Genomic DNA, 14,409 nt, shown 5'->3' on the forward strand with positions numbered 1-14,409 from the left:
ACACGGGCAGCGCCCGATACGAGGGACCTTCACCCCACCTCGGTTCGCATTTCGCTGCGCTCAATGTGAGCCGACCCTCCCCCTCCAGGGGAGGGTGAAGGCGATCGTCAATAACACCGCGACGCCACGAACGCGTGGACGCGGTTGTCGCCGAGCACGTGGGCCATGAATCCCGGCGATCCGAAGATCCGCGCGAACGCGGCGTCGCGGATGCTCAGCCCCCCGGTGTAGGCGCCGAACGCCGGCATCACCGCACGCTCGCCGTCGGAGGCGAAACAACGCCGCTCGATGGAGCGGCCGCGGGTCGGCACACGTGCCTTGGGGTGAAGGTGCCCGGCGATCTCGCCGGCAGCGCCGGTCGGCTCATGGCGAAACACGATCGGGCCGATCGCGACCTCGGTCGCGACCACGCCGCCGAGACTCGCCGGCAGCGCCGGATCGTGGTTGCCCGAGATCCAGATCCAGTTGCGTCGCACTTGCAACGCCGCGAGCGCATCGCGGTCCGGCTCCGTCAGGCGCGCGTGCGCATCGCGGTCGTGAAAGCTGTCGCCGAGCGCAATCACCTGCCGCGGATCGTGCCGCGCGATCACGGCGGCCAGCCGGCTCAACGTCGCCACCGTGTCGTAAGGCGGCAGCAGCACGCCGCGGCTGGCGAAGCTGGAGCCTTTTTCCAGATGCAGGTCGGACACCACGAGCAGGCTCCGCTCTTCCCAGAACAGCGCGCCGGAGCAATCCGCCACGAAGCCGACATCCGCCACCGTGACCCTCGAAACGCGCATCTCGTCACCGTCCCGCAAAGCTAGCGCGCTTGCCGCCACGTGCTGTTCCCCACAGTGCCAGTATTACGTCATCGCCTCCCGCACGAGTTCCTCGGCCGCCTCGGCCAGAAGCTCGTCGGATGCTTCGCCATAAACTGACTCGCGGCCGATTTCCAGCAGCGCGGGCACGGCAAGCGGAGAAACGTGGTCGAGATCCTTGTGGGTGATTCGGCCGTGGATGCGCGAAAGCATGTCGCTGAGGCGGCGGAGATCGAGCAATCCCGTGGCGGCATCGCCGCGCGCGGCACGCAGCAGCACATGGTCGGCCTGGTGCTTGCGCAGCACGTCGTAGATCAAATCGGTCGAGAACAGCACCTGGCGGCGCGACTTTTCCTCGTCGGTGAAGCGGCGCGCGATCAAGCCGGAGATGATGGCGCAGTTGCGGAAGGTGCGCTTCATCAGCGCAGATTCCGCGAGCCACGCTTCGAGATCGTCGCCGAGCATGTCGGGATCGAACAGCGCATTGAGATCGAGCTTGCCATGCCGGATCATGAAGGAGAGATCGCCGACGCCCCAGACCGCGAGCGCATATTCATTGGCGACGAAGCCGAGCGGACGAGCGCGGGCGCGCTCCAGCCGGCGCGTCAGCAGCATGCCGAGCGTCTGATGCGCGAGCCGACCCTCGAAGGGATAGCAGACCAGATAATGGCTGCCGCCGCGCGGAAAGGTTTCGACCAGCAGCTCGCGCACCGCCGGAACACGCGAGAATTTTCGCTGCAGCGACAGCCAGTCGTGCACCTGGTCCGGCAGCGCGCTCCAGGCCCGGCTGTTGTCGAGCAGCTTGCGAACGCGTTCGGCGAGATAGGTCGACAGCGGAAACTTGCCGCCCATATAGGACGGCACTTTGGCATCCTTATCATTGGCGCGGGAGACATAGACCTGATCTTCAACCAACGCCTCGTAGCGCACCACCTCACCGCCAAAGACAAAAGTGTCGGCGGGTACGAGACCCTCGATGAAGACCTCCTCGATCTCGCCGAGCATCCGGCCGCCGCGGGCGATCGCGCCGGTCGAACCGCTGCCGCCGGCGCGCGAGCGCACCAGCCGCACCTTCAGCATGGTCTCCTCGACGATGGTGCCGACATTGAGGCGGTAGCTTTGCCGCACCTTGGGATTGGTGACGCGCCAGCGGCCCTGCTTGTCCTGCTTGATCCGCGCGAAACGCTCATAGGTTTTCAGCGCATAGCCGCCGGTCGCGACGAAGTCGACGACGTCATCGAAATCGGTTCGCGCCAGCGCTGCATAGGGCGCCGCGGTCCTGACCTCATCATAGAGCTCGTCGGACAGGAACGGCTTGCCGCAGGCGCAACCGAGCACGTGCTGGGCCAGCACGTCGAGCGCGCCCGTGCGCAACGGCGGCGTGTCCTGGGCATTCTCCGCGATGGCATCGATCGCGACGGCGCATTCCAGCACCTCGAAGCGGTTGGCCGGCACCAGCACGGCGCGCGAGGCCTCGTCGAAACGGTGGTTGGCGCGGCCGATCCGCTGCATCAACCGCGACGAGCCTTTGGGCGCGCCGATATTGATGACGAGGTCGACATCGCCCCAGTCGACGCCGAGGTCGAGCGAGGAGGTGCAGACCACGCCGCGCAGCCGGCCGGCGGCCATCGCGTCCTCGACCTTGCGGCGCTGCGCGACGTCGAGCGAGCCGTGATGCAGCGCGATCGCAAGCCCGTCGTCATTCATGCGCCACAGATCCTGGAACAGCATCTCGGCCTGGCTGCGGGTGTTGACGAACACCAGCGTGGTCTTGTTGCGCTTGATCAGCTCATACACCTCGGGCAGCGCGTGGCGCGCGCTGTGGCCCGACCATGGCAGCCGCTCCCGCGTGTCGAGCATCTCGACCACCGGCGGCGCGGCGCCGCCGGCGATAACGACGTCGGCGGATACGCTCTCACCGCCCGGCTGCGGCACCAGGAAACGCGCGAGCTGCTCCGGCTCCGCCACCGTCGCCGAGAGGCCGATGGCACGCGCCTGCGGCGCGATGGTCCAGAGCCGCGCCAGACCGAGCGACAGCAGATCGCCGCGCTTGGAGGTGACCAGCGCGTGCAGTTCGTCGAGCACGATGCGCTTCAACGAGGAGAACAGGAACGGCGCATCGTCGGAGGCAAGCAGCAGCGCCAGCTGCTCCGGCGTGGTGAGCAGGATATCCGGCGGATAACGCCGCTGCCGCTGTCGCCGCGATACCGGCGTGTCGCCGGTGCGGGTCTCGATCCTGATCGGCAGCCCCATCTCGGCCACCGGCGTCTCCAGGTTGCGCGCGATGTCGACCGCGAGCGCCTTCAGCGGCGAGATGTAGAGCGTATGCAGCCCACTGGAACGGCGAACGCCGCGGCCGGTGGAGACGACTTTTGGCCTCGGATCGGCTGCGACAGCCGCCTCACTCGCTTGCCGGAGCGGTTTGCTGCCACCTGGTTCGCCCGCCAATTCGACCAGCGTCGGCAAGAACCCCGCCAGCGTCTTGCCAGCCCCCGTGGGCGCAATCAGCAGCGCGGAACGCTCCTCGCGCGCCTTCGCCAGCAGCGCGAGCTGATGCTCGCGCGGCGACCAGCCGCGCGAAGCGAACCAGTCGCGAAACCGGCGCGGCAGGAGATCGGCCGTTTCCCACGGCGGGACGGAAAAGAGATCGAGCGTCGACACGCCCAAGAGGTAGGTGGTTCAGCAGGGTTCGTCGAGAGCGGAGCAGAAGTGGCAGCAGGTGGCAGGGGCAAGGGGTGGAGCTCTGTTCGCCCCCTCTCCCCGTACTTCACGGGGAGAGGGTTGGGGTGAGGGGCTGCTTCCGCAAGCTGTGAACACCGTGAGACCTGTACCCCCTCACCCGGATCGCATCTCGCGATGCGATCCGACCTCTCCCAGCAGGCGGGGCGAGATTGAGGAATAGCGAGAGCCCTACTCCGTCATCGGCTCGCCGGAGAGGTCCCAGTCCTTGCCGTTGAAGATCGAGACATAGAGCGTCTTCATCGGCGTGTAGTCGTCGGGTGTGTAGCTGTAATTGATGCCGTCGAGGAAATAGGGCGAATGGAAACCGGCCAGCGTGGTGGCGTGCTTCAGCACGTTGGCGCGGGTCAGGTCGTCGCCGCAGCGGCGCAGGATTTCACCCATCGTCGCCGCCTGGCCGTAGCCGGCGAAGGCGATGGTGTTATCGGGATCGATGTTCGGCAGGTACTTCTTACGCAGCTCCTCGAACGCGACCACATCGGCATCCTTCTCGTAGCGGGGCACGCCGACTTCCTTGTTGTAGCGGATCGCGACGATGTCCTTGGCGTTCTCGAGGCCCGCGGCGCTCAGGATCGAGCGGCCGGTCGAGCCCGCCGACAACAGCTGCAACGGCTTCCAGCCGAGCTCCGCCACCTTGCGGATCGACTGCGACGTCGCCTTGCCTGTCGTGATGTTGTAGAAGACGTCGGCTCCAGACTTCGACAGATTGATGAGCTGGGAATCGACCGTCGGATCGGTGAGATCGTAGGTCTGCTCCATGATCACCTGTGCCTTGCCGCCGGCATCGGCCAGCACCTTCTTGAACGGCCCTAAGAAGTCGCGGCCGAAATCGTCGTTCTGATAGAGGATGCCGATCTTGGCGTTCGGCTTCACGCTGACGACGTGTTTTGCAAGGATGCGGGCTTCGGTCGGATAGAGCGGCAAGCCCGCCATGGTCCATTTATTGTTCTTCGGATCGTTCCATTTCGAGGCGCCGGTGTTGAGCAACAGCTGCGGCACACCCTTGGAATTGAGGTACTTGTGCACGGCGGTCTGCGGCGCGGTGCCGAGCGAGCCATAGAGCGCCAGCACCTCTTCCTGCTCGACCAGGCGGCGCGTCGCCTCGACGCATTTCGGCGCGCTGTAGGCGTCATCCATGGTGAGGAATTTCACCTTGCGGCCGTTGATGCCGCCCTTGTCGTTCAGCATCTGGAAATAGGCTTCGCCGACCCGGCCGAGCACGCCATAGAGCGAGCCGGGGCCGGAATGCGGCACGGTCTGGCCGAGCTTGATCTCGGTGTCGCTCGCACCCGGATCGTACTTCTTGTCGGCGGCCCGGACGAACGGCGCAGGCAGCACGGACGCTGCGATCACGGACAATGCGGTGGCGCCGAACTCGCGCCGCGTATGTTTTTTCATTGTTTCTCTCCCTGAGGCGAAAAGCTCTCGCATTCCGCCCTGCGCCGGGCAAGCGCGAAGTCACAGCTTTGCGGCGCAATGCCGCGTCACGGCAAATGCGTAGCGTGTAGACTCAAGTTGGGGGGGCGCGCAACGCATGACCATGCATCCTCTCCCCTTGTGGGAGAGGATGGCTTCGATGCGAAAGCATCGAAGCCGGGTGAGGGGTCTGCCCCCGCGGATAGAGACCCCTCATCCGGCGCGGATTGCATCCGCGCCACCTTCTCCCACAAGGGGAGAAGGGAAGGAGCGTCATGGCTTGACGGCGACGGCGACGAGCCCGGGCGCCGGGATGTTGTCCTCATTGCGCGCCGAGAGATCGTCGAGCAACGCCAGCGTCAGCCCTGCGGCGGCGACGGAGGCGCGCACGCAGGCTGCGCTGTGGGCGTAGCGCAGCCCTTCGCCGAGGATGACACCCTCGCCGTCATGGGTCTCCGTGGTGAAAGCGAGCACGCCGCCGCCCACCAGCACGCGCGCGGCTTCAGCAAGCACTGGCGCGAGATCGGCGACATAGACCATCGCATCCGCAGCGAGGATCAATTCGGCGCTGGCATCCGGCTTGCCCGAAATGCCCTTCAGCATGTCATCGACCTCGAGCTCGGCATAGAGCCCCGTGGCGCGCGACTTGTCGATCATGCGCGGCGACAGGTCGATGCCGATGAAGCGATCAACGTGCTTGGCGAATGCAGCGGCCGCGAGGCCGGTGCCGCAGCCGAGATCGATCGCGCGCTTGAAAAACGCCGGCTTCTTCGCCGACGCGCGGACCGACAGCACCGCCTTGAACAGCAGCGCCGGGCCGCGATAGCCGAGATCGCCGACCAGCGCGGCCTCGAAACGCGGCGCATATTGATCGAACAGCGTCTGCACATAGCCCGGCGGCATCGCGCCGACGGCCTCGACGCCGAGCTGCATCAAATGCAGGCCGGCGCCATGGCGGTCTTCGGGATCGGCGTCGCGCGCGGCGCGGAAGGCGGCGATCGCGGCCTCGCGCCGACCGAGCTCGAGGCGGATCTTGCCCAGCGTGTACCAGGCCGACGGGAATTGCGGCACCAGCTCGATCGCCTGTTCGAGCAGCTCGGCGGCAGCCGGCAGATCGCCCTTCAATTGCAGGTCGCGCGCGAACTCGTAGCGGCGGTCGGCAACGAGGTCGCCGGAGGACAGAAACAGGCGGGGGGCCATTCGCTTTCTAAGGAACCATCTGGGCCGGGGTCCGGCCATCCATCAAAGCACCGACTCTTTCCGGAGATGGATGCGCGGGTCAAGCCCGCGCATGACGGCTAAACATCGCGGAGAGAGCGCCTATATAGGGACGATGCGCCCGCAAGACATCCTGCTGCCCGTCCCGGCCGGGCTTTGCTGCAAGCCCGGTGGCTTCCACATCGATCCTGTCAGGCCGGTCGAACGTGCCCTGATCACGCATGGCCATTCCGACCATGCGCGGGCGGGGCATGGCGCTGTGCTCGCGACCCAGGAAACGCTCGACATGATGCGGCTGCGCTACGGCGAGAATTTCGCCGGATCGACGCAGGCGGTCGCCTACGGCGAGGAGATCAGGCTCGGCGACGTCACGGTGACGTTTCATCCCGCCGGGCATGTATTGGGCTCCGCACAGATATCGGTCACTTGCAAGGACACCCGCATCGTCGCCTCCGGCGACTACAAGGACGCGCGCGACCCGACCTGCGCGCCGTTCGAGCTCGTGCCGTGCGACGTCTTCATCACGGAGGCGACCTTTGGCCTGCCGGTGTTTCGCCATGGCGATGCCGCCGACGAGGTGAAGAAACTGCTGGCCTCGGTGAAACTGTTTCCGGAGCGCGCGCATCTGGTCGGCGCCTATTCGCTCGGCAAGGCGCAGCGCGTGATCGCGCTGCTGCGCGAGGCCGGTTACGACGCGCCGATCTATCTGCATGGCGCGATGGAGAAGATCACTTACTATTATCAGGAGCGCGGCATTCCGCTCGGTGAGCTCCGTCCCGCGCGCGGCATGAAGAAGGCCGAGCTCGCCGGCACCATTGCGCTGGCGCCACCGAGCGCGACCTCCGATGTCTGGACGCGGCGCTTCCCCGATCCGGTCACGGCCTTTGCGTCGGGCTGGATGCGGGTGCGCGCCCGGGCCCGCCAGGGCGGCATCGAGCTGCCGCTGGTGATCTCGGATCATGCCGACTGGGACGGACTGACGGCGACGATCGCCGCGACCGGCGCAGGCGAGATCTGGGTCACCCACGGCCAGGAAGACGCGCTAGTGCATTGGTGCAAGAGCAAGGGACTTGCAGCGCGGCCGCTCGATCTGGTCGGCTATGGCGACGAGGATGAGGGCGAGCCGGCAGCGGTCACCGGCGAGGCGGAGCCCACCGGCGAGGCACAGTCCGCCGGCGAGACCAAGAAGCCATGAACCGCTTTGCCGAGCTGCTTGACCGCCTCGCCTACGAGCCGGGCCGCAACAACAAGATCAAGCTGCTGGTTGCCTATTTCCGCGAGACCGAGGATCCCGACCGCGGCTACGCGCTGGCGGCACTGACCGGCGCACTGTCGTTCAAGCACGCCAAGCCTGGATTGATCCGCGACCTGATCACCGAACGCGCCGACCCGGTGCTGTTCGGCTACTCCTATGATTACGTCGGCGATCTCTCCGAGACGGTCGCGCTGATGTGGCCGAAGTCGTCTAGCGCGCATCACAACGAGTCTTTCCTGGGCCACCCCTCTCCCCAACCCTCCCCCGCAAGGGGGGAGGGAGCCCAACCATTGTGCTCACCTCACGGCGATATTGAAGTGACTGACGCGGGTGAGGGACGCACCGGTGGATGGGTTCCCTCCCCCCTTGCGGGGGAGGGTGAGGGAGAGGGGTACCGCGAGCGAGACGCCAGCGATGATCTGCTCTCGCGCAACGATCGCGACCGCCGCACCCACAACAACCCGCCGCCCCCGACGCTGACCGATGTCGTCACCACGTTGCGCACGCTCGGCAAGGCCGAGCTGCCGGCGCAGCTGGCGCGCTGGCTGGACGAGCTTGACGAGACCGGGCGCTGGGCGCTGCTGAAGCTCGTCACCGGCGCGATGCGGATCGGGATCTCGGCGCGGCTGGCCAAGACCGCGGCGGCGGCGCTCGGCGAGAAGGACCCGCACGAAATCGAGCTGATGTGGCCGGGCCTGTCGCCGCCCTATCTCGACCTGTTCGCCTGGCTCGAAGGCCGCGGCGACAAGCCGGTCAACCTCGATCCGACGCCGTTCCGCCCGGTGATGCTGGCGCATGCGATCGAGGACAGCGATTTCGCCAATCTCGACGCCGCCGATTTCAGCGCGGAATGGAAGTGGGACGGCATCCGCGTGCAGGCCGTGGCCGGCCACGACGCGCGCGGCCACGTCCAGGCGCGGCTCTATTCGCGCACCGGCGAGGACATCACCGGCAGCTTCCCCGACCTCGTGCCGTCGCTGCATCTGCCCGGCGCGATCGACGGCGAATTGCTGGTGCTGCGCGACGGCCGCGTGCAGACCTTCAACGTGCTGCAGCAGCGGCTGAACCGCAAGGTTGTCTCGCCGAAGCTGATCAAGGAGTTTCCGATCCATCTGCGTACTTACGACCTGCTCGGCGACGGCGAGAACGATTTGCGCGAGCGGCCCTTCACCGAACGCCGCGCGCATCTCGAAGCCTTCGTCGCCAGGCTGAACGACCCGCGCATCGATCTGTCACCGACGGTGCCGTTCGCGAGTTGGCAAGAACTGGCCGCGGCGCGCGCCGATCCCAAGAGCGCGGGCGCCGGCGACGATGCCGACGCGGTCGAAGGCGTGATGCTGAAGCGGCGCGACGCGCCCTATCTGCCCGGACGGCCGAAGGGCCCGTGGTGGAAGTGGAAGCGCGACCCGCACATCATCGACGCCGTGCTGATGTATGCCCAGCGCGGCCACGGCAAGCGCTCGTCCTATTACTCCGACTACACGTTCGGGGTCTGGACCCGCGGCGATGCCGGCGACGAGTTGGTGCCGGTCGGCAAGGCCTATTTCGGCTTCACCGACGAGGAACTGTTGCAGATCGATCGCTTTGTCCGCCGCAACACCACCGAGAAGTTCGGTCCGGTCCGGCATGTCGTGCACGAGCCGGATCAGGGGCTGGTGCTGGAAGTCGCCTTCGAAGGCTTGCAACGCTCGCCGCGTCACAAATCCGGCGTCGCGATGCGCTTTCCCCGGATCAGCCGCTTGCGCTGGGACAAGCCACCGCGCGAAGCCGACCGGCTTGAGACACTTGAACGGATGTTAATCTCCATGACAGGAAGTTAAACCCGCAAGCCGCATGGCAGCCATTGATCGGGGTCAGCGGGTTTCCCATGTGCTGCGCCGTGACCTATAATGCGGGCGATTCCGCGGGAGACAGCAATGCCAGACAACATCCGGGACTTGCCGGCCGGCCAGAGCCAGAGTGACGGCCTGTACCGCTTTCTCGGCGGATCGCCGCTCTCGGTGGCGTTCCGGCTGATCCTGCTCTCGATCCTGGTCGGCGTCGTGCTCGCCGCGATCGGCCTCGACCCGTGGAACATCCTCTACAGCGTCCGCCGGCTGTTCCAGAGCCTCTGGGATTTCGGCTTCGACGCGATCAACTGGGCCTGGCGCTACTTCCTGCTCGGCGCCGTGATCGTGATTCCGATCTGGCTGTTGTCGCGGCTGTTCGGCGCGCCGCGCGGCCGCTGATCGCAAGGAAAGCCCGCAGCCGATGCAATTGCAATTTGTCGGCTGCGGCGATGCATTCGGCTCCGGAGGCCGCTTCAACACCTGCTTCCATGTCACCGGCGCGCGCACCAATTTCCTGATCGACTGCGGCGCCTCCTCGCTGCCGGCGCTGAAGCGGCTCGAGATCGACCGCGATGCGATCGACCTGATCCTGATCACGCATTTCCACGGCGATCATTTGGCCGGCCTGCCGTTCTTCCTGCTCGATGCGCAATTCACCCGCCGCACCCGGCCGCTCGTGATCGCAGGGCCACAGGGCATCGAGACGAAACTGCCTGAGGTGATGGAGGTGATGTTCGAGCATTCCTCCAAAACCAAACAGCGCTTCGATCTGTCCGTGGTTACGCTCGCACCGCGACAACGGCGCAGCTTCGGCGAGGTGAGCGTGACGCCCTATCCTGTCGTGCATGGCGAATCCGGCGGGCCGTTTCTCGCCTATCGCGTGGAGGCGGAAGGCCGCGTCGTCAGCTACAGCGCCGACACCGAGTGGACCGATGCGCTGATCCCGGCCGCGCAGAACGCCGACCTCTTCATTGCCGAGGCCTATACCTACGACAAGATGGTCAGGAACCATCTCAGCCTGAAGACGCTGGAAGCGCATTTGCCGGCCATCAACGCCAGGCGCGTGGTGCTGACGCATATGAGCGACGACATGCTCAGCCGCGTCGACAACCTGCCCTACACGGCGGCGAGCGACGGCATGGTCGTGGTGTTCTGACCTGCCATACCTTGTCGGCCGCCCCTCCGCCACCGCATTGCTCTGAGTACAATTCCGGCATGGTCGCGCGAGGGATGTCGCGATAGAAGCGCATATTCCTTGCAATCGTAGCCATGCACGCACCCGTCCACCCAAAGATCACCACACGCCAGGTGTTCGCCATCGCCGGTCCTGCGATGGTCGCCAACCTGACCACGCCACTGATCGGCATCGTCTCGACCACGGCGATCGGCCGGCTCGACGATGCCGCGCTGCTCGGCGGGGTGGCGATGGCCTCGGTGATCTTCGACTGCCTGTTCTGGCTGTTCGCCTTCCTGCGCATGAGCACGCTGGCCTTCACCGCGCAGGCGCAGGGCGCGGGCGAGCCGCAGGAATATGCCGCGATCCTGGTGCGCGGCTTCATCGTCGCTGGCCTGATCGGCGCTGCGCTGATCGCGCTGCAGGTGCCGCTGGCCGCAATCACATTCCAGCTGATGGGCGGCAGCGAGGGCGTCACGCGCGCGGCCAAGAGCTATTTCATGATCCGGATCTGGTCGGCGCCGCTGGTGCTCGCCAATTATGTCATCCTGGGCTGGCTGGTTGGGCAGGCGCGCGCCAATCTGGCGCTTGTCCTGCAGATCGTGATCAATTTGATCAACATGGCCGCAACCGTGCTGCTGGTGCAGGTCTACGGCGCCGGCATCGCCGGGGCCGCAATCGCCGCCGTGCTCGCCGAGACGAGCGGCTTCGCTGCCGGCATCGTCGTGGCATGGCGGATCTCGCAAGGCGGCTTTGCAGTTCCCGCGGCGACGCTGTTCGACCGCGCCAAGCTGATGCGCATGCTGGCCGTCAACCGCGACATCATGGTTCGCACCGCGGCGCTGATCGTCGTATTCCTGTTCTTCACCGCCAAGGGCGCGCGCGAAGGCGACGTCACGCTGGCGGCGAATTCGGTGCTGAACAATTTCCTGCTGGTGAGCGCCTTCTTCCTCGATGGCCTCGCCAACGCCGCGCAACAGCTCTGCGGCCGCGCCTTCGGCGCCCGCGACGCCCGCGGCTTTGCCGATTCAACCCGGCTGGTGCTGCTGTGGGGTGTCGGCTTTGCGCTGGTGGTGTCGGTGCTGTTCGCGCTGTTCGGACCAGCGCTGATCAATTTGATGACGACCAGCGAGGACGTGCGCAGCTCAGCGCGCGAGTTCCTGGTGTTCGTGATCCTGGCACCTCTGCCCGGCGTGTTCGCGTTCGGCTTCGACGGCATCTATGTCGGCGCGACCTGGGCGCGCGAGATGCGCAATCTGATGCTGGCCTCGCTCGCGATCTTCCTCGCCGTCTGGTGGGCGCTCAGCGGATTCGGTAACACCGGCCTGTGGATCGCGCTGCTCGGCTTCTACGTCGCGCGCGGCGGCCTGCAGGGCCTGCGCTACCCGGCGCTGCTGAGGAAGTCGTTCAAGACTGCATAGTTTTCGTAGCCCGGATGAAGCGAAGCGACGCTCTGCTCCCTCGCCCCGCTCTTGCGGGGAGAGGGTTGGGGTGAGGGGCTGTCTCCAAGAAGGCGGTAAGAGCCGGATACGCGGAGCGTCCCCCTCACCCGGATCGCATCTGTGATGCGATCCGACCTCTCCCCACAGGCGGGGCGAGGTAAGAACACTACCGCACCGGCCAATCCTCGGCCGTAATCGTCGCGGCATCAGCGCCGACGATTTCCGACAACGAGTCGCGCCCCGTCCGCAGCAGGGTCGAGGACAGATCGCGCTTGATATCGTCGACCAGGCCGATGCCTTTGTAGACCAGCGAGGAATAGAGCTGGATCAGGCTGGCCCCGGCGCGGATCTTGGTCAGCGCGGCGCCGCCGCTATCGATGCCGCCGACGCCGATCAAGGGGAACGCGCCTTCGACGCGGACGTAGGTCTCGGCCACCATTCGCGTCGACAGCCGGTACAGCGGACGGCCCGACAGGCCGCCCTGCTCCTTGGCGCGGTTCTCTTCGCGCAAGGTCGAGGGACGCGCCAGCGTGGTGTTGGCGACGATCATGCCGTCGACGCGCCGCGAGCGGGCGATATGCACGACATCGTCGAGTTCGGCGAGGCTGAGATCCGGCGCGATCTTCAGCAGCACCGGCGAATCGCCGGCGTTCTTGCGCACCCGTTCGCGGGTATCGATCACCCGCGCCAGCAGATCGTCGAGCGCCGCCGATTGCTGCAGATTGCGCAGGCCCGGCGTATTCGGCGAGGAGACGTTGACGGTGAAATAGCTCGCGACCGGGGCGAACGTCTCGATCAGCTTCACATAGTCGGCGACGCGGTCGGTCGAATCCTTGTTGGCCCCGACATTGACCCCGACGATGCCGCCGCTGCCGGCGCGCGCGGCGAGCCGGCGCAGCACGGCTTCCGCGCCGTCATTGTTGAAGCCCATGCGGTTGATGACGGCCTCGTCACGCTCGAGGCGAAACAGCCGCGGCCGCGGGTTGCCGGCTTGCGGCTTCGGCGTCACCGAGCCGATCTCGACAAAGCCGAAACCAAGCCGCAGCAGCGCGTCGGGCACCTCGGCGCTCTTGTCGAAACCCGCCGCCATGCCGATCGGGTTCGGAAAGTTCAGCCCGAAGGCGCGCACCGCGAGCTTGGGATCATCCGGCCGCTGCCGGATCGGCGGCAGCAGCTTCAGCCCCTGGATCGCCATGCGATGGGCGTCTTCCGGATCGAACCAGCGCAGCAGCGGCAGCGAGAAGGCGTCGAAGGCACGGATCACGGCTTGAGCTCCGGAACGTCGTGGCCGCCGTCGGAGCGCGCGCGCAGGCTGAGGATTTCGGTAACCGCGCCGAGGTCGAGTTCGCCATAGAGATGCGGGAACAGTTCGTCATTGCGCGAGCGTTCCCAGCGCAGGGCGTCGCCGAGCGCATCGGCATCGACCGCGACCAGGAACAGGCCGGTTTGGCCGTGGTAGTGCTTGCGCGCGGTCTCGGCCACCTGGGCGGCGGTCGAGAAATGGATGAAGCCGTCGCGATTGTCGTCCGCACTGCCCCGGTAGACGCCCTGCCGCTCGGCCTCGCGCCAGGCCGAAGCGGGAGTGATTTTGTAGATCATGGGCACGGCCCGGCCTTCCCTTTTGTCCTTGAGTCTCTTGGGGTTTTATCCGGATCGGAGGGGAAATGCCCCACACGCCATTTGGCGAGCGAGGGACCGTATCGGCGGCAGCGGCGCAACTCAAGCGGTGCCAGGGCACATCCGACGTCAGATTTGCGGAAACGCCAGGTTTCAGGTAATAATTCCTACCATCCGGGGTGTCCTCGATGGCCAAACAGTCCAAAGCCGCCCGACCGCTGACCCACGCGCAGGTTTGGGCCGCGCTCGACCGGCTCGCCGAACGCGCCGGCCTGTCGCCATCCGGCCTTGCCAAGCAGTCCGGTCTCGACCCCACCACCTTCAACAAGTCCAAGCGCGTGACCGGCGACGGACGCGAGCGCTGGCCGTCGACCGAGTCGCTCTCCAAGGCGCTGGCCGCGAGCAATGCCAGCATGGAGACCTTCGTGCAGTTGCTCGGCGATGGTCCGCGCGGCGGCCAGTCGGTGCCGTTGATCGGCTTCGCGCAGGCCGGCGCCGGCGGCTATTTCGACGACAGCGGCTTTCCTGCCGGCAAGGGCTGGGATGAAGTGGCGCTGCCGGCGACATCAGACGAGCACGCCTATGCGCTGGAGATCGAGGGCGACTCGATGAAGCCGGCCTATCGCGAAGGTGACATCATCGTGGTGTCACCCGCGACCGCGATCCGCCGCGGCGATCGCGTTGTGGTGCGCACCACCGGCGGCGAGGTGATGGTGAAGGAACTGAAGCGCCGCACCGGCAAGGTGCTGGAGCTCGCATCGCTCAATCCCGAACACCCCGACCGCATGCTCGATGCCGAGGAAGTCACGTGGATCGCGCGCGTGGTGTGGGCGAGCCAGTAGCTGCGGCGATTCAGCCGCCACAAAACCGGTGTCGTCCCGGCGAAGGCCGGGACCCATATGTGGACGGCCCCCGTGGCACA

At 66.4% G+C, this 14,409-nt stretch carries 12 protein-coding genes; 6 read left to right on the plus strand and 6 right to left on the minus strand.

Features of this window, described 5'->3' with window-relative positions; translation table 11 throughout:
- Positions 1-107: 107 nt before the first annotated feature.
- The 4 genes from pdeM to CO675_RS39225 form a co-directional block, all read right to left on the minus strand.
- Complete coding sequence (pdeM, locus tag CO675_RS39210) at positions 108-779, minus strand: ligase-associated DNA damage response endonuclease PdeM (RefSeq protein ID WP_097677215.1); 672 nt, start codon at positions 777-779, stop codon at positions 108-110.
- Positions 780-842: 63 nt separating this feature from the next.
- Entirely contained in the window at positions 843-3,458 is a 2,616-nt protein-coding gene (locus CO675_RS39215) for a ligase-associated DNA damage response DEXH box helicase (RefSeq protein WP_097677226.1), read from the minus strand.
- 249 nt (positions 3,459-3,707) lie between these two features.
- Complete coding sequence (locus tag CO675_RS39220; protein WP_198964909.1) at positions 3,708-4,934, minus strand: ABC transporter substrate-binding protein; 1,227 nt, start codon at positions 4,932-4,934, stop codon at positions 3,708-3,710.
- A gap of 291 nt (positions 4,935-5,225) precedes the next feature.
- Positions 5,226-6,152: a methyltransferase domain-containing protein gene (locus tag CO675_RS39225; RefSeq protein ID WP_097677217.1), complete on the minus strand. Its 927-nt coding sequence runs from the start codon at positions 6,150-6,152 to the stop codon at positions 5,226-5,228.
- A gap of 133 nt (positions 6,153-6,285) precedes the next feature.
- Between CO675_RS39225 and CO675_RS39230 the strand changes: the two genes are divergently transcribed.
- From CO675_RS39230 to CO675_RS39250, 5 genes are all read left to right on the plus strand, one after another.
- Complete coding sequence (locus tag CO675_RS39230) at positions 6,286-7,365, plus strand: ligase-associated DNA damage response exonuclease (RefSeq protein ID WP_097677218.1); 1,080 nt, start codon at positions 6,286-6,288, stop codon at positions 7,363-7,365.
- Positions 7,362-9,245 carry a cisplatin damage response ATP-dependent DNA ligase gene (locus CO675_RS39235; RefSeq protein WP_097677219.1) on the plus strand — a complete coding sequence of 628 codons (1,884 nt, stop codon included), beginning with the start codon at positions 7,362-7,364 and terminating at the stop codon, positions 9,243-9,245. The genes CO675_RS39230 and CO675_RS39235 overlap by 4 nt, the downstream gene beginning before the upstream one ends.
- A gap of 96 nt (positions 9,246-9,341) precedes the next feature.
- A complete protein-coding gene (locus tag CO675_RS39240) occupies positions 9,342-9,653 on the plus strand; it encodes a DUF6460 domain-containing protein (protein WP_097677220.1) in 312 nt (103 codons plus the stop codon).
- 22 nt (positions 9,654-9,675) lie between these two features.
- Positions 9,676-10,410, plus strand: a complete 735-nt coding sequence (locus CO675_RS39245; protein WP_097677221.1) for an MBL fold metallo-hydrolase — start codon at positions 9,676-9,678, stop codon at positions 10,408-10,410.
- Between the two features lie 113 nt (positions 10,411-10,523).
- Positions 10,524-11,849, plus strand: coding sequence for an MATE family efflux transporter (locus CO675_RS39250; RefSeq protein WP_097677222.1), 1,326 nt, complete (start codon positions 10,524-10,526; stop codon positions 11,847-11,849).
- A 187-nt stretch (positions 11,850-12,036) separates the two neighbouring features.
- Here the strand turns inward: CO675_RS39250 and CO675_RS39255 are convergent, their stop codons facing one another.
- The gene (locus CO675_RS39255) at positions 12,037-13,134 is read right to left on the minus strand and encodes a quinone-dependent dihydroorotate dehydrogenase (RefSeq protein ID WP_097677223.1); all 1,098 of its coding nucleotides are present in this window, start codon (positions 13,132-13,134) and stop codon (positions 12,037-12,039) included.
- Positions 13,131-13,475, minus strand: coding sequence for a DUF952 domain-containing protein (locus CO675_RS39260; RefSeq protein WP_163153508.1), 345 nt, complete (start codon positions 13,473-13,475; stop codon positions 13,131-13,133). Before CO675_RS39260 ends, CO675_RS39255 begins: the two co-directional genes overlap by 4 nt.
- Positions 13,476-13,675: 200 nt before the next feature.
- On the opposite strand from CO675_RS39260, the gene CO675_RS39265 reads away from it, so the two are divergent.
- Positions 13,676-14,329, plus strand: coding sequence for a S24 family peptidase (locus CO675_RS39265; RefSeq protein WP_097677225.1), 654 nt, complete (start codon positions 13,676-13,678; stop codon positions 14,327-14,329).
- The last annotated feature ends 80 nt before the right edge of the window (positions 14,330-14,409 follow it).

Source organism: Bradyrhizobium sp. C9, from assembly GCF_002532045.1.
In the GTDB taxonomy this organism is placed as follows: Bacteria; Pseudomonadota; Alphaproteobacteria; order Rhizobiales; family Xanthobacteraceae; genus Bradyrhizobium.

Bases quoted from the DNA above. Each gene is read 5' to 3' on its own strand.
- pdeM (WP_097677215.1), bottom strand. From the start codon at position 779: ATGCGCGTTTCGAGGGTCACGGTGGCGGATGTCGGCTTCGTGGCGGAT.
- CO675_RS39220 (WP_198964909.1), bottom strand. From the start codon at position 4,934: ATGAAAAAACATACGCGGCGCGAGTTCGGCGCCACCGCATTGTCCGTG.
- CO675_RS39225 (WP_097677217.1), bottom strand. From the start codon at position 6,152: ATGGCCCCCCGCCTGTTTCTGTCCTCCGGCGACCTCGTTGCCGACCGC.
- CO675_RS39230 (WP_097677218.1), top strand. From the start codon at position 6,286: ATGCGCCCGCAAGACATCCTGCTGCCCGTCCCGGCCGGGCTTTGCTGC.
- CO675_RS39235 (WP_097677219.1), top strand. From the start codon at position 7,362: ATGAACCGCTTTGCCGAGCTGCTTGACCGCCTCGCCTACGAGCCGGGC.
- CO675_RS39240 (WP_097677220.1), top strand. From the start codon at position 9,342: ATGCCAGACAACATCCGGGACTTGCCGGCCGGCCAGAGCCAGAGTGAC.
- CO675_RS39245 (WP_097677221.1), top strand. From the start codon at position 9,676: ATGCAATTGCAATTTGTCGGCTGCGGCGATGCATTCGGCTCCGGAGGC.
- CO675_RS39250 (WP_097677222.1), top strand. From the start codon at position 10,524: ATGCACGCACCCGTCCACCCAAAGATCACCACACGCCAGGTGTTCGCC.
- CO675_RS39265 (WP_097677225.1), top strand. From the start codon at position 13,676: ATGGCCAAACAGTCCAAAGCCGCCCGACCGCTGACCCACGCGCAGGTT.